24 protein-coding genes are annotated in these 26,765 nt (G+C 55.8%); 13 read left to right on the top strand and 11 right to left on the bottom strand.

Annotation, left to right across the window (positions count from 1 at the left end; translation table 11 throughout):
• Window positions 1-59: 59 nt before the first annotated feature.
• The 3 genes from USF70_RS09695 to USF70_RS09685 all read left to right on the top strand — a co-directional run bounded on the left by USF70_RS09695 (window position 60) and on the right by USF70_RS09685 (window position 2,724).
• Window positions 60-206, top strand: a complete 147-nt coding sequence (locus USF70_RS09695; protein ID WP_071789391.1) for a DUF2256 domain-containing protein — start codon at window positions 60-62, stop codon at window positions 204-206.
• Window positions 203-1,732, top strand: a complete 1,530-nt coding sequence (locus USF70_RS09690; RefSeq protein WP_320735574.1) for a cryptochrome/photolyase family protein — start codon at window positions 203-205, stop codon at window positions 1,730-1,732. The genes USF70_RS09695 and USF70_RS09690 overlap by 4 nt, the downstream gene beginning before the upstream one ends.
• Before the next feature lie 92 nt (window positions 1,733-1,824).
• Window positions 1,825-2,724 (top strand): LysR family transcriptional regulator, encoded by a 900-nt coding sequence (locus USF70_RS09685; protein ID WP_045142985.1) that lies wholly within the window; start codon window positions 1,825-1,827, stop codon window positions 2,722-2,724.
• Here USF70_RS09685 and USF70_RS09680 read toward each other — a convergent pair.
• The 4 genes from USF70_RS09680 to USF70_RS09665 form a co-directional block, all read right to left on the bottom strand.
• Window positions 2,699-3,487, bottom strand: a complete 789-nt coding sequence (locus tag USF70_RS09680) for a substrate-binding domain-containing protein (protein ID WP_320735573.1) — start codon at window positions 3,485-3,487, stop codon at window positions 2,699-2,701. The genes USF70_RS09685 and USF70_RS09680 overlap by 26 nt on opposite strands.
• Window positions 3,484-4,797, bottom strand: a complete 1,314-nt coding sequence (locus tag USF70_RS09675) for an MFS transporter (RefSeq protein WP_045356692.1) — start codon at window positions 4,795-4,797, stop codon at window positions 3,484-3,486. Before USF70_RS09675 ends, USF70_RS09680 begins: the two co-directional genes overlap by 4 nt.
• A gap of 282 nt (window positions 4,798-5,079) precedes the next feature.
• Window positions 5,080-6,729 carry a class I fumarate hydratase FumA gene (fumA, locus tag USF70_RS09670; protein WP_320735572.1) on the bottom strand — a complete coding sequence of 550 codons (1,650 nt, stop codon included), beginning with the start codon at window positions 6,727-6,729 and terminating at the stop codon, window positions 5,080-5,082.
• A gap of 55 nt (window positions 6,730-6,784) precedes the next feature.
• Window positions 6,785-8,293, bottom strand: a complete 1,509-nt coding sequence (locus tag USF70_RS09665) for an anion permease (protein WP_072196639.1) — start codon at window positions 8,291-8,293, stop codon at window positions 6,785-6,787.
• 603 nt (window positions 8,294-8,896) lie between these two features.
• On the opposite strand from USF70_RS09665, the gene USF70_RS09660 reads away from it, so the two are divergent.
• Together USF70_RS09660 and USF70_RS09655 are read left to right on the top strand one after the other, a co-directional pair.
• A complete protein-coding gene (locus USF70_RS09660; RefSeq protein WP_320735571.1) occupies window positions 8,897-11,677 on the top strand; it encodes a flavocytochrome c in 2,781 nt (926 codons plus the stop codon).
• Between the two features lie 94 nt (window positions 11,678-11,771).
• On the top strand, window positions 11,772-12,734 hold the full coding sequence (locus USF70_RS09655) for an FAD:protein FMN transferase (RefSeq protein WP_320735570.1): 963 nt from the start codon (window positions 11,772-11,774) through the stop codon (window positions 12,732-12,734).
• Here the strand turns inward: USF70_RS09655 and dcuR are convergent.
• Both dcuR and USF70_RS09645 read right to left on the bottom strand, forming a co-directional pair.
• Complete coding sequence (gene dcuR, locus USF70_RS09650; RefSeq protein WP_087822818.1) at window positions 12,715-13,434, bottom strand: two-component system response regulator DcuR; 720 nt, start codon at window positions 13,432-13,434, stop codon at window positions 12,715-12,717. The genes USF70_RS09655 and dcuR overlap by 20 nt on opposite strands.
• Complete coding sequence (locus USF70_RS09645; protein ID WP_064672756.1) at window positions 13,431-15,047, bottom strand: sensor histidine kinase; 1,617 nt, start codon at window positions 15,045-15,047, stop codon at window positions 13,431-13,433. Before USF70_RS09645 ends, dcuR begins: the two co-directional genes overlap by 4 nt.
• Before the next feature lie 164 nt (window positions 15,048-15,211).
• Between USF70_RS09645 and USF70_RS09640 the strand changes: the two genes are divergently transcribed.
• On the top strand, window positions 15,212-16,075 hold the full coding sequence (locus tag USF70_RS09640) for an N-acetylmuramic acid 6-phosphate etherase (protein ID WP_320735569.1): 864 nt from the start codon (window positions 15,212-15,214) through the stop codon (window positions 16,073-16,075).
• Between the two features lie 52 nt (window positions 16,076-16,127).
• Here the strand turns inward: USF70_RS09640 and ompC are convergent, their stop codons facing one another.
• Window positions 16,128-17,294: a porin OmpC gene (gene ompC, locus USF70_RS09635; protein WP_320735568.1), complete on the bottom strand. Its 1,167-nt coding sequence runs from the start codon at window positions 17,292-17,294 to the stop codon at window positions 16,128-16,130.
• 284 nt (window positions 17,295-17,578) lie between these two features.
• On the opposite strand from ompC, the gene USF70_RS09630 reads away from it, so the two are divergent.
• The 3 genes from USF70_RS09630 to USF70_RS09620 all read left to right on the top strand — a co-directional run bounded on the left by USF70_RS09630 (window position 17,579) and on the right by USF70_RS09620 (window position 20,229).
• Window positions 17,579-18,280 carry a phosphohydrolase gene (locus tag USF70_RS09630; RefSeq protein ID WP_320735567.1) on the top strand — a complete coding sequence of 234 codons (702 nt, stop codon included), beginning with the start codon at window positions 17,579-17,581 and terminating at the stop codon, window positions 18,278-18,280.
• Window positions 18,281-18,341: 61 nt separating this feature from the next.
• A complete protein-coding gene (locus USF70_RS09625; protein ID WP_039263788.1) occupies window positions 18,342-19,757 on the top strand; it encodes a DNA cytosine methyltransferase in 1,416 nt (471 codons plus the stop codon).
• Window positions 19,738-20,229 (top strand): very short patch repair endonuclease, encoded by a 492-nt coding sequence (locus USF70_RS09620; protein ID WP_039263787.1) that lies wholly within the window; start codon window positions 19,738-19,740, stop codon window positions 20,227-20,229. Before USF70_RS09625 ends, USF70_RS09620 begins: the two co-directional genes overlap by 20 nt.
• Here USF70_RS09620 and yedA read toward each other — a convergent pair.
• A complete protein-coding gene (gene yedA / locus USF70_RS09615) occupies window positions 20,201-21,115 on the bottom strand; it encodes a drug/metabolite exporter YedA (protein WP_033145907.1) in 915 nt (304 codons plus the stop codon). The two genes, USF70_RS09620 and yedA, sit on opposite strands and share 29 nt — an antisense overlap.
• A 178-nt stretch (window positions 21,116-21,293) precedes the next feature.
• Between yedA and USF70_RS09610 the strand changes: the two genes are divergently transcribed.
• The 3 genes from USF70_RS09610 (at window position 21,294) to dgcQ (ending at window position 24,228) form a co-directional block, all read left to right on the top strand.
• Entirely contained in the window at window positions 21,294-22,205 is a 912-nt protein-coding gene (locus USF70_RS09610; protein ID WP_032658668.1) for a DUF808 domain-containing protein, read from the top strand.
• A 78-nt stretch (window positions 22,206-22,283) separates the two neighbouring features.
• Window positions 22,284-22,466: a YodC family protein gene (locus USF70_RS09605; protein ID WP_023312315.1), complete on the top strand. Its 183-nt coding sequence runs from the start codon at window positions 22,284-22,286 to the stop codon at window positions 22,464-22,466.
• Between the two features lie 73 nt (window positions 22,467-22,539).
• Complete coding sequence (gene dgcQ / locus USF70_RS09600; RefSeq protein WP_064672749.1) at window positions 22,540-24,228, top strand: cellulose biosynthesis regulator diguanylate cyclase DgcQ; 1,689 nt, start codon at window positions 22,540-22,542, stop codon at window positions 24,226-24,228.
• Here the strand turns inward: dgcQ and USF70_RS09595 are convergent.
• Both USF70_RS09595 and yodD read right to left on the bottom strand, forming a co-directional pair.
• Window positions 24,225-25,025, bottom strand: a complete 801-nt coding sequence (locus tag USF70_RS09595; protein ID WP_320735566.1) for a mannosyl-3-phosphoglycerate phosphatase-related protein — start codon at window positions 25,023-25,025, stop codon at window positions 24,225-24,227. The genes dgcQ and USF70_RS09595 overlap by 4 nt on opposite strands.
• A gap of 301 nt (window positions 25,026-25,326) precedes the next feature.
• Window positions 25,327-25,554, bottom strand: a complete 228-nt coding sequence (gene yodD / locus USF70_RS09590) for a YodD family peroxide/acid resistance protein (protein WP_008500310.1) — start codon at window positions 25,552-25,554, stop codon at window positions 25,327-25,329.
• 129 nt (window positions 25,555-25,683) lie between these two features.
• Here yodD and dsrB point away from each other — a divergent pair, with 129 nt between their 5' ends.
• Window positions 25,684-25,872: a protein DsrB gene (dsrB, locus tag USF70_RS09585; RefSeq protein WP_013097741.1), complete on the top strand. Its 189-nt coding sequence runs from the start codon at window positions 25,684-25,686 to the stop codon at window positions 25,870-25,872.
• A 101-nt stretch (window positions 25,873-25,973) separates the two neighbouring features.
• Here the strand turns inward: dsrB and rcsA are convergent, their stop codons facing one another.
• Window positions 25,974-26,597 carry a transcriptional regulator RcsA gene (rcsA, locus tag USF70_RS09580; protein WP_008500313.1) on the bottom strand — a complete coding sequence of 208 codons (624 nt, stop codon included), beginning with the start codon at window positions 26,595-26,597 and terminating at the stop codon, window positions 25,974-25,976.
• Between the last annotated feature and the right edge of the window lie 168 nt (window positions 26,598-26,765).

Genomic DNA, 26,765 nt, shown 5'->3' with positions numbered 1-26,765 from the left:
AAGTCTGTCGTAGCCTGCATCCACCGGTCTGGTGAAGAAATCAGTACGGTATTGAAAAGATGAGCGATTTCAAAGGTAACAAGCAGAACCTGCCCAGCCGGGCGTGCGCGCACTGCCAGCGGCCCATGACGTGGCGCAAGAAGTGGGCGAAATGCTGGGATGAGGTTAAATACTGTTCCGAGCGCTGTCGCAGGAGCCACCGTTGACCGAACTGCGCCTGATCCTGGGCGATCAGCTTAATCCGCACCACAGCTGGTTCGATGCCTGCAATCCAAATGTCATTTACGTGATGCTGGAGCTGCGGGCCGAAACCGCGTACGTGCTTCATCACGCTCAGAAAGTGATCGCCCTTTTTGCGGCCATGCGCGCGTTTGCCTCTGCGTTAAAGGAGAAGGGGCATCGGGTGAGGTATGTCCGGCTCTCTGACGACTCAAACCGCGGCGCGCTGGAAGACAATCTCAACGCGCTTGTCGCGCATTACGGCGCCAACAGGGTGATATGGCAGGAGCCCGACGAATGGCGCCTGGACACGCAGCTGCAGGCGTGGGCGAAAGCTGCGTCCGTCGAAACGGCCTGCGTCAGCAGCGAGCATTTCTTCACCACCCGTGAACAGGTGAGCGCGTTCTTTGCGACGCGCAAAAGCTGGCGAATGGAGTACTTTTACCGGGAAATGCGTCGTCAGCACGGCGTACTGTTAACCTCAGAAGGCGAGCCGGAAGGGGAAAAATGGAATTATGATGCTGAAAATCGCAAGCGCTGGTCCGGTGAGCCGCCCGCGCCGGAGGATTCGCGTCCGCGCCACGATTATTCAGCCTTATGGGCGGAGATCCAGCGCTGCGGCGTAAACACCTTCGGCGAACCGCAGGCCGGGAATTTTCGCTGGCCGCTCAACCGTTCGGAAGCTAAAGCCAGGCTGGATGAATTTATCGCTCACGTGCTCCCGCAGTTCGGCGCCTGGCAGGACGCGATGCACGCTGAGGAGCCTTTTCTGTTCCACTCGTTAATTTCATTCGCGCTGAACACCAAAATGCTTAATCCGCGGGAAGTGGTGGCTGCCGCCCAGCAGGCATGGCGTTCGGGCCATGCGCCGCTGCCAGCCGTTGAAGGGTTTATCCGACAAATTCTCGGCTGGCGGGAGTACGTGCGTGGGATCTACTGGTCGCAGATGCCGGGCTATCGGGAGCTGAATGCCTTAGACCAGCACGCCCCGCTGCCGGACTGGTTCTGGACCGGCAGGACGCAGATGCGCTGCCTGGCGAATGCGATTGGGCAGTCGCTCACCGAGGCTTACGCCCACCATATCCAGCGCCTGATGGTCATCGGGAACTTTAGCCTGCTCAGCGGCCTGTCGCCGCAGGCGGTTCATGAATGGTATCTGGGGGTCTATATTGATGCCTTTGAATGGGTGGAGCTGCCCAATACCCTCGGAATGAGCCAGTTTGGCGATGGCGGATTGCTGGCCAGTAAGCCCTACGTCTCGAGCGCGTCATACATTCATAAGATGAGTAACTACTGTCAGGGGTGCCGGTATCAACACAGCCAGCGTACCGGAGAGCTGGCGTGCCCCTTCAATGCCCTTTACTGGGATTTCTTTGCGCGCAACCAGGCGCGTCTGGGTAACAATCCCCGCCTGGGCATTGTCTTTAAACAGCTTGCGGACATGAAGGAAGGGGAGCGGCAGGCCATTGCCGATCGCGCCGGGTATATTCGCCTGCATCTCAACGAGCTCTGACGTATTTCACCACCGCGCCGGTTGCGGTGGGTCAATAAGACGCTATTATTTTTGACTTTGTTGCGTATTCCCTGACAGGACATCCAGACGCTATGCCCGTGAATTTTGACCTTAACGATCTTTATGCTTTCAGAGCGTTAGTGGAATACGGTAACTTCCGTGTCGCTGCTGAATCTATCTGCTTATCCCAGTCGGCGCTGAGCCGCAGGATTGAAAAGCTGGAAGCCGCGCTGGGAAACCGGCTGTTTGACCGTACCACCCGCCGCGTGTCCTTAACGTTATACGGGCAAAACTTTGCTGAACGCTCCGCGCAGCTGCTCGACAACGTTGAGTCAATGCTGGCGGATGTCGATAAGGTCAGTGAAGAGCGGACGGGGCTGATCACGGTTGCCACGGTGCCGTCCGCGGCCTGTTACTTTATGCCCGATGTGATCCGTCGTTTTCAGTCTCGCTATCCGCGGGTTCGCATTAAGCTCATCGACAGCAGCGCGGGGAATGTGATTGACGCCGTGGCCCGAAGCCAGGCTGATTTTGGTATCTGCTTCGCAGGAAACCTGCCGTCTGACATCGAATTTTTCCCGCTGGTGGAGGATGTCTATGTTGCGGCGTGCCGAAAGGATCACCCCCTGGCGCAGAAGAGTCACCTGACGTGGCAGGCCTTTTACCAGCAGGATTATATCTCCCTCGATAAAACGTCAGGCAACCGTAACCTGCTCGATCGGATGCTGGGGGATATCGTTCCCGAACGCCCCAGCGTCTGCGAAACGCGCCACGTTACCACGATGCTCGGTATGGTAGAGGCGGGGATCGGCATTGCTGCCGTTCCCGCCATGTCGATGCCGACGTCAGAGCACACGCTGCTGACGCATCTGCCGCTGGTGGCGCCGGAAGTGAAACGCACCGTGGGGCTTATCCGGCGCCGGGGGCGCATCCAGTCCTACATTGCGGCTGAACTGGAAAAGCAGATCACCGAGCAGTATCGCCGGACGTAACGGGGATCATCCCGGTCTTCTGGATGACGGCCCTGGAGGGCGGTGAGGCGAGATAGGTCAGCAGCGCTTTCCCCTCCGCGGGATGTTCTGCGTGACGGGTGACCGCACCCGCGAAGCGCGTGATGTACTGCAGATTATCCGGGATTTTCCCGATAAAGGTGACGCCCTGAACCGGCAGCAGCTCGCTGACCTGCTGGAAACCGACGGCGTATTTTCCTTTCGCCACTTCTGAGGCGACAGGGATACGCTGGACCATTGTCGCTTTACCCGCCACTTCTTTTTCAATCCCCATTTTTTTGAACAACGTCTGGCTGACGTACCTGCCGCTGGCGCTGTCAGAGTAGGCGATGGAGCTGGCCTGCAGCAGCGTTTTACGCAAAGCCGCCTCGCTGCTGATATCAGGGACATCCGCCCCTTTTTTTACCACCATGCCGACGGGGGAGTCCGCGAGTTCGGTTCGCGAACCCGGCTGGGTCTGGCCGGCTTTTTCGAGCTTCTCCAGCGCATCGCCCACCATAATCACCACGTCGGCTTTCTCGCCGCGCGCCAGTCGGTTTGGGATCGCCTGCGGCGTAGCGCCCATTGAGGGGCCGGGGATAATCACGATTTTATCCCCGGTCCGGCGTTCATAGTCCGGGGCCAGCTTTTCCAGGGCGGCCTTGAAGCCGCCGGAAATCATGACCTTCACGTCCTGGGCACAGGCATTAACGCTCAGGAGCGTCAGCACCAGCGCGCTGGCGGTAAAGCGATAGGTGCGTTTCATACTGCCCCCTGTGACTTGACGGTGTTTTGCAGCGATACCGCGCGGCGGCGGTAGAGGTAGAGCGTGGCCAGCAGGGCGCACACGGCAGCGAAACTCATCCAGTAGCCAGGCGAGGCTTTGTCACCGGTGTATTCAATCAGCGCGGTGGACATGACAGGGGTAAAGCCGCCAAAGACCGCCGTTGCCAGGCTGTAAGCCAGAGAGAACCCCGCCACGCGCACTTCAGCAGGCATAATCTCCGTCAGGGCCGGGATCATTGCGCCGTTGTACAGGCCGTAGAGGAAGGAGAGCCACAGCAGCACGATCAGCATCATGGAGAAGCTGGGCGCGCTCGCCAGCAGCGTCAGGGCAGGGTAGCTGGTCGCCAGCGCCAGCAGGGCCATGGCAATCAGCACCGGCTTGCGCCCGAAGCGATCCGACAGCGCGCCGCCCACCGGCAGCCAGATGAAGTTAGAAATCGCCACCAGCAGCGTGACCAGCAGGCTGTCCGAGGCGCTGAGCATCAGCACCTTTTTGCCAAACGTGGGGGCGTAGACGGTGATCAGGTAGAACGCGGTGGTGGTCATCGCCACCATCAGCATGCCTGCGACCACCACCTGCCAGTTGCCGAGCAGCGTTTTAAAGACCTGACGCATCTCCAGATGCTGGCGGCGCGCGCTGAACTCTTCCGTCTCCTCCAGCTTGCGGCGCAGGAAAAAGATAAACGGCACGATTAAGCAGCCGAACAGGAACGGGATGCGCCAGCCCCATTCGCGAATGGCGCTCTCCTCCATCAGGGCATTCAGGGCAAAGCCCATCGCCGCGGCGACCATAATGGCGACCTGCTGGCTGCCGGACTGCCAGCTGGTATAAAACCCTTTGCGGCCCGGCGTGGCGATTTCAGCCAGATAAACCGAGACGCCTCCAAGCTCCGCACCGGCGGAGAAGCCCTGCAGCAGACGGCCCGTCAGCACCAGCAGCGGCGCCCACAGACCGATGCTTTGATAAGAGGGGATAAGCACGATCAGGAACGTCCCCGCCGCCATGATGGAAAGAGTGACGATTAGCCCCTTTCTGCGACCTACCTTGTCGATATATGCGCCAAGCACAATGGCACCGATGGGGCGCATCAAAAAGCCCGCGCCGAAGACGGCGAAGGTCATCATCAGCGACGCAAATTCACTGCTCGCCGGGAAGAACGTGTGGGCGATGTAGGTGGCATAGAAGCCGAACAGAAAGAAATCGAACTGCTCAAGAAAATTGCCGGACGTCACGCGGAGTATGGCGCCCGCTTTCGAGCGTACGGTTGCAGGTGAGGTTGAGGAAAACATGGTTATCTCCAGTTTATTGTTGACGTTTTACGCGTCTGTTTTTGAAAACTGGATCAGGATGAGGAAATAGATAAGCGCAAATGCCGCATCGGCTGATGCACGTTTTGCATGAATAGCCTTCGCGGGATCAATACAATTAATGACAACAATAACTTAACAATTAATTGATTTTTTATTCACCACTTTTTGCTAAGTGGCTGATATCACGGTTTTGTGACATGACGCAGGCGCGTGTCTGTCTGCGACTGCCGGGCAGCGTTGCGCCACCCGGCCTGTCTCAACCTAGCGCTGTGAACAACCCGCGCACTGTTTGTTCTGGATCTGCTGGAAGAAATCGTTGCCTTTGTCATCCACCAGGATAAACGCCGGGAAGTTCTCGACTTCAATTTTCCAGATGGCCTCCATTCCCAGCTCCGGATACGCGACGCATTCCAGGCTCTTAATGCTGTTTTGCGCCAGCACCGCCGCAGGGCCGCCAATGCTGCCCAGGTAGAAGCCGCCGTGTTTATGGCAGGCGTCGGTCACCTGCTGGCTGCGGTTGCCTTTCGCCAGCATAATCATGCTCGCGCCGTGGGATTGCAGTAAGTCCACATACGAGTCCATACGTCCCGCCGTGGTCGGGCCGAGTGAGCCAGACGCGTAGCCTTCCGGCGTTTTGGCCGGGCCCGCGTAGTAAATCGGATGATCTTTGACGTACTGCGGCAGTTCTTCACCGTTGTCGAGCAGCTCTTTCAGCTTCGCGTGGGCGATATCGCGCGCCACAATGATGGTACCGTTCAGCGACAGGCGGGTAGAGACCGGGTGCGCGGAAAGCTGTGCCAGGATCTCATTCATCGGCTTGTCCAGATTGATGCTCACCACGTCGCCTTCGCCCTGCTGGCGCAGTGATTCAGGAATATACTGGCCCGGGTTGTGTTCCAGCTTCTCAATCCAGATCCCGTCGCGGTTGATCTTCGCTTTAATGTTGCGGTCTGCGGAGCAGGAGACGCCCATGCCGATTGGGCAGGAGGCGCCGTGGCGCGGCAGGCGGATCACGCGGATATCGTGGGCGAAGTATTTACCGCCGAACTGCGCGCCGAGGCCGAGGTTCTGCGCTTCCTGGAGCAGTTCCTGTTCGAGCTGAACGTCGCGGAACGCCTGGCCGTGTTCGTTACCTTCGGTTGGCAGCGCGTCGTAGTAGCGCGTGGAAGCGAGCTTCACGGTTTTCAGCGTGGCTTCCGCTGACGTTCCGCCAATCACAAACGCGATATGGTAAGGCGGGCAGGCCGCAGTGCCCAGGGTGCGCATCTTCTCAACCAGGTAGTTTTTCAGCTTCGCCGGGGTGATCAGCGCTTTGGTTTCCTGATAGAGGTAGGTTTTGTTGGCAGAACCGCCGCCTTTTGCCATGCACAGGAATTTGTATTCGTCCCCGTCCACGCTGTAGAGATCGATCTGCGCGGGCAGGTTGGTGCCGGTATTCACCTCTTTATACATGTCCAGCGCCGCATTCTGCGAGTAGCGCAGGTTATCTTCAATGTAGGTGTTATACACGCCCTGGCTTAGCGCCGCTTCGTCACCGCCGCCGGTCCAGACGCGCTGGCCTTTTTTACCCATGATGATCGCGGTGCCGGTATCCTGGCAGGTTGGCAGCACGCCTTTTGCGGCAATTTCAGAGTTACGCAGGAACTGCATGGCAACGTATTTGTCGTTCTGGCTGGCTTCCGGGTCGTTGAGAATGGCGGCAACCTGCTTCTGGTGAGAAGGACGCAGCATAAACGCGGCATCGTGGAAGGCCTGCTGCGCCAGCAGGGTCAGGGCTTCCGGCTCCACTTTCAGCACTTCCTGACCGTCGAATTCGGCAACGGAGACGTGCTCTTTGGTCAGCAGGTAGTATTCGGTGTCGTCATGGGAAAGAGGGAAGGGGTTCTGGTAGAAAAACGGTTTATTTGACATAGCGTATTGCTCCACAAAAATAAAACCGCCGGAGGAGAAGTCCGGCGGTCAGGAATCAGAACATCATGGACATCCACGGATAACCAATCAGCAGCAGGGCCGCCAGGAAGATGGCACCGAAGATGGTGCCGAGGCGCCAGTAGTCTTTGGTTGGCAGGTAGCCGCTACCGTAGTAAATCGGGCTTGGGCCAGTACCGTACGGGGTGATGATCCCCATGACGCCCAGCGAAGTTACCATCAGCAGAACGAACACTTCCATATTCATGCCCGGGATGGTGGAGGCGATGGTCAGCATCGCTGGCAGCAGCGCCGTGGTGTGCGCGGTGGTGCTGGCAAACAGGTAGTGCAGCAGGTAGAACGCCAGCAGCAGGACGACGGTCGCCACGCCCGGAGAGATACCGCTCATCAACAGACCGCCTTCTTTACCTAACCAGCTGATAAAGCCAGTAGAGGAGAGGCCATCCGCCAGTGCCACCAGGGTGGCGAACCAGACGAAGGTGTTCCATGCGGCCTTGTTACCGGTGATATCGTTCCATTCCAGCACGCCGGTCCACAGCATCAGACCGACGATGAGCAGGGCTGCCATGGCAGGCTCAATCCACGCGGCGGCGAAGATCCACATCAGCAGCGCACAGCACACGAACACCAGCAGCAGAATTTCATTGCGGGACAGTTTGCCGAGTTTTTCCAGCTCGCGGGTCGCCCACAGCGGCACTTCGTTATTCACTTTGACTTCAGGTGGGTAGAACCAGTAGGCCAGCAGCGGCATGGTCAGAATCAGCAGGATACCCAGCGGCAGGAAGGCGAGGAACCAGGTGCCCCAGGAGATATCAATCCCAACCGTACTTTTCACCAGCGCCAGGGCCAGCAGGTTTGGCGCGAGGGCGGAGAGGAACATTGAGCTGGTGATACAGGCCGCGGTGATCGCCACCCACATCAGGTATGAACCAATCTTACGCGCGCTTGGGTCGTTCGGTTTTGAACCGTACAGCGGCGGCAGGTTAGCGATAATCGGGTAGATAGTCCCGCCGCTGCGCGCGGTGTTGGACGGGGTGAACGGTGCCAGCAGCAGGTCAGCAAACGTGATGGCGTAACCGAGCGTCAGGCTGCGACGGCCGAGGTACTTCACCAGAATCAGCGCCAGACGGCGGCCGAAGCGGGTTTTGTCATAGCCAGCGGCGAACATAAAGGCACCGAAAATCAGCCAGACGGTAGAGTTGCCAAACCCGCTCACCGCCCACTTAAAGGAGGCGCCCGCCAGCTTGAATTTCGGGTCAGCCAGCTGATCGGGGCTGAACAGCACCCACTGGCTGCACAGGGCAATGGCGACCACGCCGGTCAGGCCGATCACCGCACCCGGCAGCGGTTCGAAGATCAGACCGACGATCACGCCGACAAAGATGGCGAAGTAGTGCCATGCGTAAGGCGGCAAGCCTTCAGGAACGGGAACAAACAGCAGCAGTACGGCGACGATGACGGGTAGCGCCATCATCAGCAATCGTTTTGCGTTTCCATTTGATGCCTGGTTCGCCACAGGGGGCGTTACAGCAGTTTTTGTATTCATAGTTTCACGTCTTAAGTTGTCAAAAATTCGGTCGCACTGAAAAAGCACTTTATTTAGTTTCTTTGATTTTTTTAGTTATTAAAGGTGCTTTCTTGTATTTTTAGTAATAGCGATTTAACGCGTTTTCGTGTGCGCTAAATTAAAAAATGATGATGTTTTTATATTGCGCTTTTGAATGCCATAACTATTGATCGCGATCAAAAAAATAGAATTGCAGCGTTATTTTTATGCTTTTATTAATAACCACTCTGGCGTATGTGGGTATTGCCTTATTTTGCGTGTTTTTTATCATTTCTTTAACAAAATAGATTTTGGTTCGATTGTAATGTATTGTTTTTATTAATTTTGTATGTGTTTAGGTGAATTGGTTTTACCATTCATATTTTAACGGTTTTTAAATTATTGTGAATGGCTGAATTACAATCGCTAACACCAATGTGTTATTTGTGTTATCGCAGGGATTAAATAGTTTTTTAACTAATGTAATAACTTTAGAAACTAAAAAAATCATTATATTAATATCATGACATCGGCAAATAACGACGAAATAAAAAATCAATCCGATAACGAATTCTTAATTTTTAAAAGTTTGGAGTTTCTATTATGAGCACTAACGAACGCATTCTTAGCCCCTTCACATTACCGAATGGCACTGAACTGAAAAACCGTTTGTTAATGGCCCCTATGACAACCTGTACCGGCTATTTTGACGGCACCGTCACCAGCGAGCTGGTGGAGTACTATCGGGCCCGTTCCGGCAGCATTGGCACCATCATTGTGGAGTGTTGCTTCGTCGACGATCTCGGTCTCGCCTTCCCGGGTGCCATCGGTATTGATAATGACGAGAAAATTGCCGGGCTGGCGAAAATCGCAGAGGCCATTAAATCCAAAGGATCTAAGGCGCTGCTGCAGATCTACCACGGCGGCCGCATGGTCGATCCAAAACTGATTGGTGGCCGTACCCCGGTTGGCCCGAGCGCCGTAGCCGCGCCGCGTGAAGGTGCCGCAACGCCTGTCGCCCTGACCGCAGAAGAAGTGGAAGGCATGATCGGCAAGTTTGGTGAGGCGGTGCGTCGCGCCATCCAGGCCGGTTTCGACGGCGTGGAAATCCACGGGGCGAATACCTATCTGATTCAGCAGTTCTACTCCCCGAATTCAAACCAGCGCGACGACGAGTGGGGCGGCAGCCGCGATAACCGCGCGAAGTTCCCGCTGGCCGTGCTGGACATTACCCACAAAATGGTGCGCCAGTACGCGGACGACGCGTTTATTATTGGCTACCGCTTCTCCCCTGAAGAGATGGAAGTCCCGGGCATCCGCTTTGACGACACCATGTATCTGCTGGAAAAACTGGCGGCGCGCGGCGTGGACTATCTGCACTTCTCCGTCGGCGCTACCCTGCGTCCTTCCATCGTCGACATCCAGGATCCCACCCCGCTTATCGAAAAATACTGCGCGATGCGTTCTGAAACGCTGGCGCAGGTTCCGGTCATGGGCGTGGGCGGCGTGGTGAATGCTTCTGATGTGAATGAAGCGCTGGACCACGGTTACGACCTGATTGCCGTTGGCCGCGCCACCATCGCTTATCCGGACTGGACAGACCGCATTGCGGCCGGGGAAAGCCTGGAGCTGTTTATGGACAGTACCCAGCGCGAGGCGTTGAGTATTCCTGAACCGCTGTGGCGCTTCTCGCTGGTGGAAGCGATGATCCGCGACATGAGCATGGGCGAATCCAAATTCAAACCGGGTACCTTTGCTGAGAAGGTGCAGGATGACGCTAACGAACTGGTGATTAACGTCAGCCTTGAAACCGACCGCATTGCGGACATCGAACTGGCCTCCGGCCCGAGCGAAGACGTTGAGTTTGTAACCAGCTTTGAAGAGATCCGTACCCGCATTCTGGACGCCAATACCCCGCACGTGGATGCCATCACCGGCGCAACCAGCCAGAGCGAGGCGGTGAAGAAAGCGGTCTCGAAAGCGATGCTGAAATCCAGCAAAGCGCTGGCCGCGGAAGAGGGCGTTGATCCGAACGAAACCCGCAGCGTGGACGTGGTCGTTGTCGGCAGCGGCGGCGCCGGTCTGGCGGCGGCGATTCAGGCTCACGACGAAGGCGCGAGCGTGCTGATTGTCGAGAAAATGCCGACCATCGGCGGGAACACCATTAAAGCCTCTGCCGGTATGAACGCCGCCGAAACCCGCTTCCAGCGCGTGAAGGGCATTCAGGACAGCAAAGAGCTGTTCTATCAGGAAAGCCTGAAAGGCGGCGGCAACAAGAACAACCCGGAACTGCTGCGTCGCTTCGTCGAGAACGCGCCGCAGGCAATTGAGTGGCTGGCCACGCGCGGCATCATGCTGAACGACATCACCACCACCGGCGGGATGAGCATCGACCGTACTCACCGTCCAAAAGACGGTTCGGCGGTGGGCGGCTATCTCATCAGCGGCCTGGTGCGTAACGTTAACAAACGCAACATCGAGGTGATGCTGGATACCTCCGTCAGCGACATCATCTTCGAGAACGGTGAAGTGACCGGCGTACGCCTGACTACCGAAGAGAACGAAACCGTCACCGTGGCAACCAAAAGCGTGATTGTCGCCACTGGCGGCTTCAGCGCCAACAGCCAGATGGTGGTGAAATACCGTCCTGATCTGGAAGGGTTCGTTACCACCAACCACAAAGGGGCAACCGGCGGCGGCATCGCGCTGCTGGAGCGCATCGGGGCGGGTACCGTGGATATGGGCGAAATTCAGATTCACCCAACCGTAGAGCAGAAAACCTCGTACCTGATTTCCGAATCCATTCGCGGCGGCGGGGCGATTCTGGTCAATCAGAAAGGGGAACGCTTCTACAACGAAATGTCGACCCGCGATAAGGTCTCGGCGTCAATCATCGCGCTGCCGGAGAAATACGCATACATCGTCTTTGACGAGCACGTACGTGCCAAAAACAAAGCCGCGGATGAGTACATCGCGAAAGGTTTCGTGACCAGCGCCAGCTCGCCAAAAGCCCTGGCTGAGGCGCTGGGTATGGATCACCACGCTTTTCTCGCGACGCTGGAACGTTACAACGGCTTCGTTGAAAAACAGCACGATGATGATTTTGGCCGTACCACCGCGCTGCGTGCGCCTATCAACGAAGGGCCGTTCTACGCCATTCAGATTGCACCGGGCGTGCACCACACCATGGGCGGCGTGACCATCAACACCGAAACCTGCGTGCTGGACAGCAACCACAACGTGCTGCCAGGGGCGTTTGCGGCCGGTGAAGTGGTAGGCGGGATCCACGGCGGTAACCGTATCGGCGGTAACGCAGTGGCAGATATCATTATTTTTGGTACGCTTGCAGGACATCAGGCGGCTATGCGTTCGAAAAAGCAGTAAGACCCCTGTGTTGTAGGCCGGATACGCCCAGCGCTATCCGGCATTTTCCCCGGCGGCGCGGTGCCTGCCGGGGCTACATCTGAGGAATACAGCCATGCCTGATAGCCATCGCGTTTACAGCTACTCCGCCGTCCTGATGGGCTCACCCATTCTCCTGAAACTCTTCTCCCACGACGAAGCCCTCGCGTCCCGCGTGTTTCGCCTGATCAAACAGTACGAAGATCTGCTCACCGTTAACCGCGCGCACTCGCAGGTGATGGACATCAACCATGCGGCTGGCCAGCATCCGGTTACCGTCAGCCGGCCGGTGTTTGAGCTTATCCGCTGTGCCAAAGCGGCAAGCCTGTTCAGGGACAGCGCCTTTAACCTGGCGATAGGTCCGCTGGTGAAGCGCTGGAAAATTGGCTTTCAGGGGGACAGCGTTCCGCCTGCCGATGAAATCGCGTCGCTGCTGGCGATAACCCGTCCTGAGGATGTCCTTCTTGATGAGGCCAGCAGCAGCGTATTCTTGACCAGAGCGAGGATGGAGATCGATCTGGGGGCCATTGCCAAAGGCTATATCGCCGACAGGGTGCGTGATTACCTGCATAAAGAGGGCGCTGAGCTGGGGCTGATCAACCTCGGCGGAAACATTCAGACGTTAGGCTCGCCGGAAGGGGGCTGGAGCGTGGGGCTGAAAAAACCGTTCGCCGGGGATGCGCTGATCGGCACGATGACCGTAGAGAACCTGTCCGTCGTGACGTCGGGAACCTACGAGCGCTACTTTGAGCAAAACGGCAGGCGCTATCACCATATTCTCGATCCGCGCACCGGGTATCCGCTGGACAACGAGCTGGACAGCGTGACGATTGTTTCGAAGGACTCTATCGACGGCGATATCTGGACCACGCTGATGTACGGCATGGGCGTAGAGAAGGGCTGCGCTGTGCTGCGCTCTCGTCCTGATATCGAAGCGATTTTTGTGACCAAAACAAAAGAAGTGGTGATTTCTTCGATGCACCACTTCCGCTTTACCCTACTGGATAACGACTACCGCGTTACTGACAGTATTGCTTGAGCAGGCCGGTCTGCTCCGGCTGGAGACGATAGCGATACACCGGACGTCCGGTGGCACCGTAGTGAATGCTGGTGAACAGAATGTTGATTTGCGCGAGCCAAATCAGGTATTTACGGCAGGACACGCGGGAGATATTGACCGCGTTGGCCAGGTCATCGGTAGAAAACTCCGTCTCCGGGTGAGCGTCAATCCACTGGCAAATCGTGCGCAGCGTTTGCGGCGTTAACCCCTTCGGCAGCTTTTTACTGTCCGCCAGTTCCGGCGCCCCGCCGTGGATCAGCCGGTCGACGTCGGCCTGCTCATAATACTGGTGCGAACCCATCAGGCTATGCTTTGCCTTCCAGCCGTTCAGCGCCTCTTCAAAGCGCGGGAACTGGAACGGCTTGATCAGATAATCCACCACGCCGTAGTGGATGGAGGTCTGGATCGTGGCGGCGTCGGCAGCCGACGAGATCATAATCACATCGATTGGGCGACCGGATGCGCGAATAACGGGCAGCAGATCCAGCCCGTTATCCTGCTGCATATAGACATCCAGCAGCACCAGATCGACAGGCTGCCCGGGGTTATTAATGATGGCCTCGGCCTGGTTTAGCGTGGAGGCGACGCCGCAGCAGCTAAAACCATCAACACGGTTGACATACAGACGGTTGAGGTCGGCTACCATGGCGTCATCATCGACAATTAATACATTTATCACGCGATATTCCTCTCGCTATCCCAGGGGATGTGAACAAAAAATTGGGTAAATACGCCTGGCTCAGACTCGACGCTGATATCGCCGCCGAGGTTCTGAATTTGCTGGCGAGCAAGGAACAGCCCAACGCCGCGGTTTTCACCTTTTGTTGAGAAGCCCTTTGTAAAAATAGCCTCCAGCTGAGCGGGTTCAATGCCGGGGCCATCGTCGCTGACTTCGCAGCTGAGCCAGCCATTCTGATAATGCAGCAGCAGGCCGATCTCACCTTCCTGCTGTCCTTCCATCGCGTCGAGCGCGTTTTCAATGAGGTTACCCAGCACGGTGATCAGCACCGCGACCTGCTCTTCGCTCGCGGTATCCGGTATCTGGCATTCATCCGCCAGCGTCAGGGTGACGCCCGCTTCTTTCGCCCGATTGATTTTACCCAGCAGGAACCCGGCAATAACCGGGGATTTTACCTTGCTCTGTATCGTACCGATATCCGTCTGGTAATTATGTGCCGTCTGGATGATGTACTCTTCCAGCTTGTCGTAGCGCTTCATGTGCAGCAGGCCCAGGATCACATGCAGTTTATTCATAAACTCGTGCGTGTGGCTGCGCAGGGCGTCGACGTAGTTGACCATGCCATCAATACGCTGCATCAGCTGGCTGATTTCCGTTTTATCACGGAAGGTGGTGATGGCGCCGATTACCCGATCCTGACTTTTAACGGGCACCATGTTGCACAGCAATAGACGCCCGTTACAGCTGATCTCCTGATCCTGGCGCGCGACGCCCGTCTTGGAGACTTCGCGCAGGCTGGCCAGCAGGGGCGCGCTGGCGTTTTCGGTCTGCTTGCCGGAAGGGAGAAGCAATATTTCTCTGGCGGTCTGGTTGATCATCGTCACGCGCCCGTGAATATCGACGGCCAGCACCCCCTCGCGAAGCGACTGCAACATCGCCTGACGCTGTTCGAATAGGGCGGAAATTTCGTAAGGTTCGAGCCCGAACAGGATGCGTTTCAGTACCCGCACCAGACCCCAAATCGCCATGGAGCTCATAAAAATACTGAATAAAATGGTCCAGACGGCGTTGAGCCGCCCGCGAGCGATCTGCTCTTCAACCTTTTTCAGGGAGATACCTACCGCCACCACGCCGATCTGCTCGTGCTGGCCGTCGTAGACTGGGGTGAAGACGCGAAGCGCTTCGGCGAGCGCACCCCGGTTTACCGATACGTTCTCTTTGCCTTCAAGCGCGGGAGTTAAATCGTCACCGATAAAATGCAGCCCCAGCAGCGCCTCGTTCGGGTGAGAGTAGCGGATCCCGCGCATATCGGTGACCACGGTGAACAGCAGATCGTTTCGTTTCGTCACCGCCTGGGCGATGGGCTGAATAATATTCTCCTGCGGTGCCTGCATCAGGCCGCGCTGGATCTCCGGGCTGTTGGCCAGCGTTCTGGCAATACCCAGAGCCGTATCTTTTACATCATCGCGGGTCGCCCGGGTGATTTGTACGGAGTAGAGCGCAAAAACCACCAGCAGCACAGAGGCAATAATCGCGCACACCATCAGCGTGACCAGGGTGTTCAGCTTCATGGGGCGCTTGCGCGTCGGAAGGAAAGGCTGCAAATCGCTCATCAACACTCCGCGATGATTAAGAAAGGGGTAATTATCGCCGATGACGCGCTTTTCTTAAAGCCATGTAAAGGCGTGGATTTGGTCCTCTTTTCGTGACCCCCCTCGCAGGTCATCTATATAAAACACTTTATAGTGTGTGGGTACTCATAATAAGGAGGCTGTTTATGAGCGTTATGCTTACCGGTTCGGTCAAGGAAAGACGGCACGCCAGCACGATGAATATTGATAGATTGTCCACGCTGGACATGCTGAAAGTCATTCACCAGGATGATGCACTCATTTCTGCTGCGATTACCCCCTGTTTAAATATTATTGCCCGCGTGGTGGACAACGCCGCCGCGACGCTCAGCCACGGCGGTCGCCTGATTGTCGTTGGCGCGGGGCCGTCAGGGCGCGTAGCGCAACAGATTGCCGATGAATATGCGCCGGGCAAAACCCCTGTGATGGCCGTTACGGCACAAGAAGGGGAAGGGAGCTACGAGCGCGGCGTTGCCGATCTGCAGGCCATCAAGTTTGGTGAACACGATATGATGCTGGCCGTGACCGTCAGCGGAAAAACGCCGTGGGTCTGGGGGGCAATGCGCCATGCGTGGTCGCTGGGTTCACCGGTCGCTATTGTTACCGGTGATGCGCAAAGCGAAGCCGCGCAGCTGGCGAGCATGGTTATTGCTCCGGAGCTGGGGGCCGACGTCGTCGCAGGCTATATCAACACCAAAGCGGGGATCGCGCAAAAAATGATCCTCTCGATGATTGCCACCGGGCTGGCCGTCCGAACCGGACGGGTTTACAGCAACCTGCGCGTGGATCTTGAGGCAAGCACGAACAAATGGGCTGAACGGCAAATCGCCATTGTGATGGAAGCGGGGGGATGCACACGGGCCGAGGCAAAAGCCGCGCTTGAGAGCTGTAACCATAACTGTAAAACGGCGGTGTTGATGGTGCTGACGGGGCTGGATGCGTGGAAAGCCCATGAACTGCTGGCGCAAAATAACGGGTTTATTCGCGTGGCGCTGCAGGAAGCGCCGTAAGATCTTCAGATAGTAAAAAGGCCGCAATTGCGGCCTTTGGTATTTTGGGGAATTAGAACTGGTAGGTCATGCCTACGCCAACGATGTCATCAGTTGAGATGCCATTGGCTTCGTAGAAGCTTTCATCGTTGTCCAGCAGGTTGATTTTATAATCAACGTAAGTCGAGAAGTTTTTGTTGAAGCTGTAGGTCATACCGAGATCGATATAGTTCACCAGATCCTGATCAACATAGTCGTAATTATTACCTGGGTTGTAATCATTGCCGCCAATGTCTTTACCTTTGGAGTAAACCCATGCCAGAGACGGACGCAGGCCGAAGTCGAACAGGTACTGCGCGACGGCTTCAAAGTTCTGAGTCTGGTTGGCGATACCAACATTACCATATGGCGTCATGTTGCGGGTTTCCGCATACATCATGGCCAGGTAAACACCTTGCGCATCATATTTTGCGCCAATGGTCCAGGCTTCAGCGCGTTCGCCACCTGCATACGGGCTGTAGCGGTTGTAGTTACCTGCACCGTATGCAACCTGTTTGTTCGTGCGGTCGGAAGATGAATATGCCGCACCCAGGCTCAGACCGAAGTCAAAATCATAGGTGGTAGACATACCAAAGCCGTCGCCGTTCTGGAAACGAACATTGTCATGGCCATTTTTCGTGCCTTCCTGACCTTCTGTTGCATCCTGACCTTCATTCGCACCCTGATACTGCAGCGCGAAATTCAGACCCTCAGCCAGACCGAAGAAATCCTGGTTACGATAGGTTACCAGACCGTTAGCACGACCGTTCATAAAGTTATCGGTCCAGGTGTAAGAGTCACCGCCAAATACAGGCAGCATATCGGTCCAGGCTTCAACGTCGTACACGACGCCGTAATTACGGCCATAATCAAATGAACTGTATTCACCATATTTCAGGCCAGCATACGCCAGGCGGTTAAACGATTTGTCACCCGCGCCCTCGGTATTATTAGCGAAGGTTTTATATTCCCACTGGCCGTAACCGATCAGATCGTTAGCGATCTGGGTTTCGCCTTTGAAACCAATCTGCACATAGGTTTCGTCGCCGTCGTCGCCAGGGTTGTCAGAGAAGGTATGACGCGCGTCGACTTTGCCGTACAGGTCAACTTTGTTGCCGTTTTTGTTGTACATTTCAGCCGCATTGGCTGCGCCTGCCATTAATAACGCGGGTACCACAATTGCCAGAACTTTTCTTTTCATTATATATTCCCTTCAAACATAATTTATATGAATATATGTAATCACCCTCCGCAATTACAGGCTTGATACTATTCCAGGAAGTGTTATTTAGTTTCAAAAATAAATGTAATTAAATCCTATGAAATATTGCCAAACATTTCTATTAATCTCTTTATTTTTCTGCTGAATTAATTCATTGAATTTATACGGTGTAATTATTATTAAGTATTTCGTGGCTCTATTTTTAAATTGATTTAATTCGGCTATGTTATAATTGATTCTCTTTTAAACAACAGGATATGACGATGGAACTTGCCCGGTGGCAGCAGCGATTTGAGCGCTGGCTTGAGGAAAACCACAGCACCGACGATACCGCACATGATATTTCGCATTTTCGTCGGGTCTGGATGACGGCGCAAAAAATCATGGCTGATCAGGCGGTGGAGCCGCTGGTGATCCTGACCGCATGCTATTTCCACGATATTGTCAGCCTGCCGAAAAACCATCCCGAACGCGGCCGGTCATCCCAGATGGCAGCGCGCAGGACGTGTGACATTCTGCGCCGCGACTTCCCTGAGTTTCCGCCAGAGCATATTGCCGCCGTTGCGCACGCGATTGAGGCGCACAGCTTCAGCGCCGGGATTGCGCCACAGAGCATGGAAGCCAAAATTGTGCAGGACGCAGACCGGCTGGAAGCGTTAGGCGCGATCGGCCTGGCGCGCGTCTTTGCCGTCTCGGGCGCGCTGGGCGTGCCGCTTTTTGATGCAGACGATCCCTTTGCCGATGCGCGTATCCTTGATGACCGTGCGTTTGCCCTCGACCATTTTCAGACCAAGCTGCTGCGATTGCCTGATACAATGCAAACGGAAATGGGCCGCGAGCTGGCACGTCACAATGCCGATTTCCTGATCCAGTTTATGGCGAAACTCAGTGCCGAATTACACGGCGACTGCATCGGGCTGGATAGCCAGGTGTTGAGCCGCTTCCGTCGCAGTTTGCGCAACTGAACTGTGGTAATCTGTTTCCAGTCTTTACTCTCCGGTTAAAAGAATGCAGGAAAATCGATCAGTGACAGAGCCCGCGCCCGAGCAGGCTGAGAAATCAACGGCAACGGTGCAGGCGTTGCTGCGCCAGCTGTTGGATATCTATGATGCTAAAACGCTGGCCAATCTGCTGGTGGCGCACGGCGAGAGCCACTGGAGCCCGGCGATCCTTAAGCGTCTGCTGACCAGCGAACGCGCAGGGCGTCGCTTGAGCGAAGGCGAGTTTCGTTATCTGCAAAACCTGCTTCCGCGTCCTCCTGCCGCGCACCCGAACTACGCCTTCCGCTTTATCGATCTGTTCGCCGGTATCGGCGGCATCCGGCACGGTTTTGAAGCTATCGGCGGACAGTGCGTGTTTACCAGCGAGTGGAACAAACATGCCGTCCGGACCTACAAGGCCAACTGGTACTGCGATCCGCACGAGCACCAGTTCAACGCGGATATCCGCGATGTCACCCTGAGCCATAAAAGCGGCGTGAGCGATGAACACGCCGCCGAGCACATTCGCCAGACGATCCCGGCGCATGACGTGCTGCTGGCCGGCTTCCCGTGTCAGCCCTTCTCGCTGGCCGGTGTCTCCAAAAAGAATGCCCTTGGACGTGCCCACGGCTTTGCCTGCGATACCCAGGGAACGCTGTTTTTTGATGTGGCGCGCATTATTGACGCCCGTCGCCCGGCCATCTTTGTGCTGGAAAACGTCAAAAATCTAAAGAGCCACGACGGCGGAAAAACCTTCCGCATTATTATGCAGACCCTGGATGAGCTGGGTTATGACGTGGCCGACTCGCAGGACATGGGCGCGGACGATCCTAAAATCATTGATGGGAAACATTTCCTGCCCCAGCATCGCGAACGTATCGTGCTGGTGGGTTTCCGCCGCGACCTCAATCTCAAGGGGGATTTCACCCTTCGTGATATTCCGTCTTTGTATCCCGAGCGTCGTCCTACCGTTGCCGATCTGCTGGAACCTGTCGTTGACGCGAAATTTATCCTTACCCCGGTGCTGTGGAAATACCTCTACCGCTATGCCAAGAAACATCAGGCGAAGGGCAACGGCTTCGGTTTTGGGATGGTAAACCCCAACGATCCGCACAGCGTGACCCGTACGTTGTCCGCTCGCTACTATAAGGATGGGGCAGAGATCCTGATCGACAGAGGCTGGGACAAGGCGCTGGGTGAAAAAGATTTCGACGATCCGCACAACCAGCGTCACCGTCCGCGACGCTTAACGCCGCGGGAATGCGCCCGGTTGATGGGATTTGAGACCCCGCAGGGTTACCGCTTCCGCATTCCGGTTTCGGATACCCAGGCGTACCGCCAGTTTGGTAATTCGGTGGTGGTTCCCGCGTTCGCCGCCGTGGCAAAACTGCTGGCCTCGCGCATCAGACAGGCGGTGGCACTCCGTCAGGGTGAGGCCGTCAATGACGGATGTTCACGATAAGGCCACGCGCAGCAAAAATATGCGTGCCATCGGCACGCGTAACACCGCCATCGAAAAGCGCCTGGCCGGGCTGCTGACGCAGGCGGGGTTTGATTTCCGCGTGCAGGATCCCGCGCTTGCGGGTCGCCCGGATTTCGTCATCGACGCCTGGCAGTGCATCATCTTTACCCACGGCTGTTTCTGGCATCACCACGACTGCTACCTGTTTAAGGTCCCCGCGACGCGCACCGATTTCTGGCTGGATAAAATTGGCAAGAACGTCGAGCGCGACAGACGGGATCTCACCGCGCTGATTGCGCAGGGCTGGCGGGTGCTGATCGTCTGGGAGTGTGCGCTGAGAGGCAGATTAAAACTGAACGATACCGATCTGACCGAGCGGCTGGAGGAGTGGATCTGCGGCGGCGGCCAGACCGCGCAGATCGACACGCAGGGTATTCACCTGCTTACGGTTTCTCCACCTCGCAAGGCGTGACCACCGGTTTTGCGGGCAGTAAATATTTGCCCAGAGTGACCAGCACGACGGCAAAAACAATCACCCCTAATGCCAGCCATTCAACGGAAGAGAGCGTTTCTCCCCCCAATCCCGTCCCGAGCAGCACGGCCACGACCGGGTTGACGTAGGCATAGCTGGTGGCAACTGCCGGCGAGACATTGCGGATCAGGAACATATAGGCGTTAATGGCGATGATGGAACCAAACAGCGCCAGGTAGCCTACCGCCAGAAAGCCCGACAGCGGCGGCAGGGTCGTCAGCTTTTCTCCCGTCAGCGTGGAGGCGAGCAGCAGTACAATCCCGGCGGCGAGCATCTCAATCGCGCCCGCCATCATGCCGGTCGGCAGTTCGATACGCGAACCGTAGACGGAACCAAACGCCCAGCTCATCGAGCCAATCAGGATGATGATTGCGCCCCACGGATTCCCGCTCAGGTTACCGCCGCTGTTCAGCAGAATGATGCCGGCAAGGCCAATACCAATCCCCAGCCATTCCAGCTTGCGGGTGCGGATACCAAAAAGGCGGCTAAAGCAGAGGGTAAACAGCGGTACGGTGGCAACGACCACGGCGGCGATCCCGGACGGTACGTTCTGGTGCTCGGCAATCGTTACAAACCCATTTCCCACCGCCAGCAGCAGCAGGCCGATTAGGGCGGCATTCAGCATCGGGCGCAGCGGGGGAAGCTTATGCCCGCGCAGCAGCAGGAAGGCCAGCAGCAGCACGCCAGCCGAGAGAAAGCGGATGCCCGCCATCATCAGTGGCGGCCAGCTTTCCACGCCGATGCGAATGACAAAGTAGGTTGAGCCCCAGATGATGTACAGTGAAAAGAGTGCCCCAATGAGCGGTAGCAATTGCCGGAAACGCATAATCCCTCACGACGAAATAAAAAGGTCGCTGATAGTAAACGCGAAAACTATCTCGCTGGCGAGCCCTTTAATTGTGTGGCAGATGTGAATTTTTTGTTGACGTGAGGTGGGTGTTTCCGGGTTTGCGCTTTTGCTCCATACTATTCACCTAATTACCAAAAAATGAAGGATTAAGATTTTGGCAGGAAGTAGCTTATTAACATTGCTGGATGATATTGCGACCTTACTGGATGACATTTCAGTGATGGGGAAACTGGCGGCGAAAAAAACCGCAGGCGTGCTGGGAGATGATTTATCGCTTAACGCCCAGCAGGTGAGTGGGGTAAGGGCTAACCGTGAACTGCCGGTGGTGTGGGGCGTGGCAAAAGGCTCCTTCCTGAATAAGGTGATTCTGGTCCCGCTGGCGCTGCTGATCAGCGCGTTTATTCCCTGGGCCATCACGCCGCTGCTGATGATTGGCGGGGCGTTTCTCTGCTTCGAGGGCGTAGAGAAGGTCCTGCACTCCTTTAGCGCGCGCAAGCAGAGCGATACGCCGGAGATGCGCCAGCAGCGTCTTGAAGCGCTGGCCGCTCAGGATCCGAAAACCTTCGAGCGCGATAAGGTCAAAGGCGCTATTCGGACCGACTTTATCCTGTCCGCAGAGATTGTCGCCATTACGCTGGGCATCGTGTCTGACGCGCCGCTCCTGAATCAGGTTCTGATCCTCTCCGGTATCGCCATTCTGGTCACCGTCGGCGTCTACGGCCTGGTGGGACTGATCGTCAAGCTGGATGATATCGGCTACTGGCTGGAGGAGAAATCGAGCGCGGTGGCAAGAGGCATCGGCAAAAGCCTGCTGGTGCTGGCTCCGTGGCTGATGAAGAGTTTGTCGGTGGTGGGCACGCTGGCGATGTTCCTCGTGGGCGGCGGGATCGTGGTGCACGGTATCGCGCCGCTGCACCATGCTATCGAACATTTTTCCTCGGCGCAGGGGGCCGTTGTCGCGGCGATTCTGCCCACGCTGCTGAATCTGGTGCTGGGCTTCATCATTGGCGCTATCGTGGTCGCGGCGGTGAAGCTGGTTGAAAAAATTCGCGGCACGTCGCACTAATTGTTACCCGTTATGGGATGCAAAAAGACCATTCCTCGTCTAAATTGAAACAGTTTCACCCTGATACAGGAGGCAGGTATGGTCTTTTTGGTCAGTGATGAAGTTAAGCCTAAGAAGGGCGGCCCACGTATGATTGTCACCGGGTATTCCAGCGGAATGGTGGAATGTCGGTGGCACGATGGCTATGGCATCAAGCGGGAAGCATTTCGTGAAGATGAGCTTCAGCCGGGGGACGGGCAGCACCAGCGGGACAAGGCTTAATCACATAACGCCCGGCTTTGCCGGGCGTTTTTATCTCCAGTACCGGGTGTAAGGCAGCGATCAGGGAGTGTGTGTGCAGCGCGATACCTTTGTTGTAAGACAATCTTTTTTGCAATGGCTGCATAAGCGTAGCAATCCGGGGTTGATTGTTAATCTCTGTTTTCTGGTTGTTCTGGTATTTTCGACTCTACTGACCTGGCGTGAAGTGGTGGTACTGGAAGAAGCGTACATCTCCAGCCAGCGTAACCATCTGGATACGGTCGCCAGTTCGCTGGACAGGCAGCTGCAGAACAGCGTCGACAGGATGCTGTTGTTCCGTCAGGGCATGCATGATGCGATCCAGACGCCGCTGGCATTTGATGTACTTCAGAATGCGGTGTCACGCTTTAGCTCAGTCCGCATGCTCCCCACCTGGCAGCTTGCCGTTGATAAAAAACGCACCCTTCCCATTAACGGTGTCTCGGATGCCTTCGTCGAGAAAACCACGTTTCTGAATCGTGACGCCGAACGCCTCAGCCACGAGATTTCTGCCACGCTCGAAGTGGGGTATCTGCTCAGGCTGGCGTCGTCGAGAGCGCAAACGGAAGCGCGCGTGATCTACGTCTCCCGCGCCGGGTTTTTCATTTCCACCGATACGCCGGACCAGGCGGGCGACATTACCTCCCGCTATTACCATCTTGTCACGCAGTCCTGGTTTACCCAGCAGTCAGAGCGGAACAATCGCGCTCGCGCGGTGCGCTGGTTCATCTCCACCCCCTCATCCTGGACCAATGATGAACGAATGATCACCGCCAGCGTCCCCATCTATTTCGATCATTACTGGTATGGCGTCGTGGCGATGGATTTTACGTTGGGCACCATGCAGCGCCTGCTGGCCGATGCGACGGAAGACCGAACGGAAGGGGAGTATCAGCTGTACGATACCCGGCTCAATATGATCGCCACCTCTGCCCATACGGAAAACGCGGTTAACCATTTTGACGAACGCGAAACGGCGCAGATTGCGCAGGCGATTGAGCACGCCACCGGCGGCGGGATCCGCCTCGGAAGCCGTTTTGTGAGCTGGGAACGACTCGATCACTTCGACGGCGTTGTCCTGCGGATCCACACCCTGCACGAAGGGGTACAGGACGACTTCGGCAGCATCAGTATCGTGCTGGCGCTGATGTGGGCGCTCTTTACCGCCATGCTGTTGATCTCGTGGCTGGTGATCCGTCGCATGGTGAGTAACATGTACACGCTTCAGCACTCGCTCCAGTGGCAGGCCTGGCATGATCCGCTTACCCGGCTGAATAATCGCGGCGCGCTGTTCGACCGCGCAAAATTGCTGGCGGAAACCTGTCGCCAGCAGTCGCTGCCGTTCTCGGTGATTCAGATCGATCTCGACCATTTTAAAAATATCAACGACCGCTTCGGCCATCAGGCCGGGGATAAAGTGCTCTCCCACACGGCAGGGCTGATTGCCAGCGCGTTACGCAAGAATGATGTGGCAGGGCGCGTAGGCGGGGAAGAGTTTTGCGTCGTCCTGCCGGGGATCGGTCTGGAGGAGGCGAGAAGCGTCGCGGACCGTATTCGCTGCCGGATCAACAGTAAGGAGATCCTGGTGAAGAAGAGCACGACCCTGCGCGTCAGCGCGTCGCTGGGGGTCAGCAGCGCGGATGAAGCGGGTAACTACGAGTTTGAACAGCTGCAGTCCGTGGCGGACGTCCGGCTGTATCAGGCCAAACAGAGCGGGCGTAACCGGGTCGTCTGGCGGGATTAGGAGAGGAAGTGATCCAGCCCCTCCTGCCAGCCCGCCGGGCCGGGCTGCCGGGTGTGATAAACCCGGGCAGGGTTATCGTCCCGTAGCGTGATGCCCTGGCGGTTAATGCCCTTAATCACCACCGCGAAGTCAACGCTGTCGAGCAGCGGCGCATCATTGGGACCGTCGCCGAGCCCCAGCGTGGTGGGTTCAATCTCTTCCAGCTCGCGGTATTGCTCAATCAGCCAGTTCACCGCAACGTCTTTGCCGCAGCGGGCGTCCAGAACATGCCAGAAGCGTGCGCCCTGCAGGCATTTCAGGCCGACATTCACCAGCTCCTCTTCAAACTGGACCAGTTTCTCGTCGGTATCGCGCCAGATGAGCGTGACGGACGCTTCATGCTTGCGGGCAAGCGCCGAACGGTAGCGCGTCAGGCCGGTCCACTCGCTGATAACGTGCTCATCCACGTCGTCAAAGGTAGTGAATTTATAGCCCGTCAGCAGGCGAATTTGTTCGATTCGCGGGCGAATATCCCGGTGCGTCATCCCCCTTATCTGGCGCTGAACCTTATCCCAGCGCACGTCAGGCTGAATCACCGCGCCGTTCTCGGCAATAAAAGGCAAGCCTTCCAGCCCCAGATCCAGCTGGAGATCGAGCATCTCTGCCGCGGTCTTGCTGCTGCAAAGAATAACCGGAACCTGATTATCCAGCAGCCTGTCCAGCCAGGGCATGGCGGGTTGCCACTCATAGGTGTGAATATCCAGCAGTGAACCATCCAGGTCAGAGAAAATCAGCAATGTATCCCGCAGTGAAGGCATAGCGACTCCTGGTAACAGATGCGTCTCGCTCTAAGAAAATTCCTAAAAAATAATGAAGGCGAAAACCGGAGAAAAGAGGAATGCTCCTGGCAAACCCGCATTCGGCGTGTGTTATTGCTCATAACAAAAAGCATTATGTTAAAAATATTATATTCATCGTAAGAATATATGCTTGTCAGCCAAATTCGTTGGGGATAGTGTGGCATGTACATCAGATTTCCTGGTGTAACGAATTTTCAAGTGCTTCTTGCATAAGCAAGTTTTGATCCCGGTCATCCCCATGGCCGGGATTTTTTTCGCCCTACCGATTGGCTTCAGACACGCTAAAATCGTGAATATCAAGCTCGAAGGCCTCCGCCAGCTCGCGATAGGTGTGATAATCCCTTCCGTTGACAATGACGCGGTCCGAATTGTCGTCCGACCGGCGGACTTCTGACTCACTGATCTCATTGATGGCGGCCAGCAGGGCATCGACATCCACCTCGACTTCGCGCTTGATGGTGTCGCTGTACTCTTTATCGGTCTTCATTACGGGGTTCCTCTTTCAGCCGTGTCCAACGGTAAGTATAGACTGTGTATAAAAACGCCAATCACGCCGGGCGGCGATGTGCGTTTTTGCGTTTTGTTCTACACTGGCTCAAAACCAGAGGAGGAATGTATGAAGGTCAACGATCGGGTAACCGTTAAAACGGACGGTGGGCCGCGCCGCCCGGGTGTGGTGCTGGCAATTGAAGAGTTTAGCGAAGGCACAATGTACCTGGTATCGCTTGAAGACTACCCGCTCGGCATCTGGTTTTTTAACGAACTGGGGCATCCGGACGGCATTTTTGTCGAGAAGGCGGAGTAACACGGCGTCGGGTAGCACAGCGCGTGCCCGACAACCTTTCCAGAAGCAAAAATCTCTGGCCAGGCCAGAGATCAAAGGTAGGGTGCACAGGTCTTAAGCGACTAACGCATGTTGACGAAAATCCCGTTCGTCACATTATCGGTCAGGCGTACCACGTGGTAGATCACTTGCTTATTATGCGTTTTAATTTTCCTTTTAATATTTCCTTTGTGTGACGAAACGGTTTTCGCTTTAATATTCATCTGGTCAGAGATCTGAATAGTTCCTTGTCCCGCCATCCACATTCGCAGCATACTTGATTCAGTCCTGCTTAATGATAGGGTGGGTAAGTTAACCGCTCCTACATTTTTAACTTCTTTATTCAAATAATCACCCAGAATGTCATCCAGCGACTCGGGTTTAATCGATTTAGAACTGATCAATAAATTTTTACGGACCAACAAATACTCATCGAAATGGATATTCGCGATCGCCATAAAAACAATAAACAGGGTTTTTGGATGCTGATTAATGATTTGCTTAATGTGCTGACTGTTGGCTGGATCGTGAATGAAACAGTCCTCATTAATAAACACCACGCCTGGTTTTAGTTCGTCACAAGCGGCTGCGAGTTCGTCAACGGTGTGTGCATCGTTGATGTCTCTCTTTCTTACCCCTCTGCTTGCCAGGTACCCGGTTAACCCTAGCCGGGTGTAGCTGCATAAATCCATAATGATCGTTGACATGGCATACCCTCACTCAATGCGTAACGATAATTCACCATCTGCCTGAGAGCTCAAAACAGCCATACGGGATGGAAAAAAATAATAAACCTGTGAGCATGACAAAGACTTTCAGGCGGACTCACTATCCCGTAAAGTTACGTATAATTTGCCAGGAATCTTCTTAAAGTA

The organism is Enterobacter sp. 237C8, assembly GCF_034106865.1.
GTDB classification, from domain to species: Bacteria; Pseudomonadota; Gammaproteobacteria; order Enterobacterales; family Enterobacteriaceae; genus Enterobacter; species Enterobacter asburiae_B.
Note: the sequence above shows the minus strand (reverse complement) of the source record. Positions and strands in the feature narration are given on the sequence as shown.

Bases quoted from the DNA above. Each gene is read 5' to 3' on its own strand.
- USF70_RS09630 (WP_320735567.1), top strand. From the start codon at position 17,579: ATGGAACTTGCCCGGTGGCAGCAGCGATTTGAGCGCTGGCTTGAGGAA.
- USF70_RS09595 (WP_320735566.1), bottom strand. From the start codon at position 25,025: ATGCCTTCACTGCGGGATACATTGCTGATTTTCTCTGACCTGGATGGT.
- yedA (WP_033145907.1), bottom strand. From the start codon at position 21,115: ATGCGTTTCCGGCAATTGCTACCGCTCATTGGGGCACTCTTTTCACTG.
- USF70_RS09675 (WP_045356692.1), bottom strand. From the start codon at position 4,797: ATGTTTTCCTCAACCTCACCTGCAACCGTACGCTCGAAAGCGGGCGCC.
- ompC (WP_320735568.1), bottom strand. From the start codon at position 17,294: ATGAAAAGAAAAGTTCTGGCAATTGTGGTACCCGCGTTATTAATGGCA.
- USF70_RS09660 (WP_320735571.1), top strand. From the start codon at position 8,897: ATGAGCACTAACGAACGCATTCTTAGCCCCTTCACATTACCGAATGGC.
- USF70_RS09665 (WP_072196639.1), bottom strand. From the start codon at position 8,293: ATGAATACAAAAACTGCTGTAACGCCCCCTGTGGCGAACCAGGCATCA.
- rcsA (WP_008500313.1), bottom strand. From the start codon at position 26,597: ATGTCAACGATCATTATGGATTTATGCAGCTACACCCGGCTAGGGTTA.
- USF70_RS09655 (WP_320735570.1), top strand. From the start codon at position 11,772: ATGCCTGATAGCCATCGCGTTTACAGCTACTCCGCCGTCCTGATGGGC.
- USF70_RS09605 (WP_023312315.1), top strand. From the start codon at position 22,284: ATGGTCTTTTTGGTCAGTGATGAAGTTAAGCCTAAGAAGGGCGGCCCA.
- USF70_RS09640 (WP_320735569.1), top strand. From the start codon at position 15,212: ATGAGCGTTATGCTTACCGGTTCGGTCAAGGAAAGACGGCACGCCAGC.
- USF70_RS09680 (WP_320735573.1), bottom strand. From the start codon at position 3,487: ATGAAACGCACCTATCGCTTTACCGCCAGCGCGCTGGTGCTGACGCTC.
- USF70_RS09685 (WP_045142985.1), top strand. From the start codon at position 1,825: ATGCCCGTGAATTTTGACCTTAACGATCTTTATGCTTTCAGAGCGTTA.
- dsrB (WP_013097741.1), top strand. From the start codon at position 25,684: ATGAAGGTCAACGATCGGGTAACCGTTAAAACGGACGGTGGGCCGCGC.
- USF70_RS09695 (WP_071789391.1), top strand. From the start codon at position 60: ATGAGCGATTTCAAAGGTAACAAGCAGAACCTGCCCAGCCGGGCGTGC.
- fumA (WP_320735572.1), bottom strand. From the start codon at position 6,729: ATGTCAAATAAACCGTTTTTCTACCAGAACCCCTTCCCTCTTTCCCAT.
- USF70_RS09620 (WP_039263787.1), top strand. From the start codon at position 19,738: ATGACGGATGTTCACGATAAGGCCACGCGCAGCAAAAATATGCGTGCC.
- yodD (WP_008500310.1), bottom strand. From the start codon at position 25,554: ATGAAGACCGATAAAGAGTACAGCGACACCATCAAGCGCGAAGTCGAG.
- USF70_RS09645 (WP_064672756.1), bottom strand. From the start codon at position 15,047: ATGAGCGATTTGCAGCCTTTCCTTCCGACGCGCAAGCGCCCCATGAAG.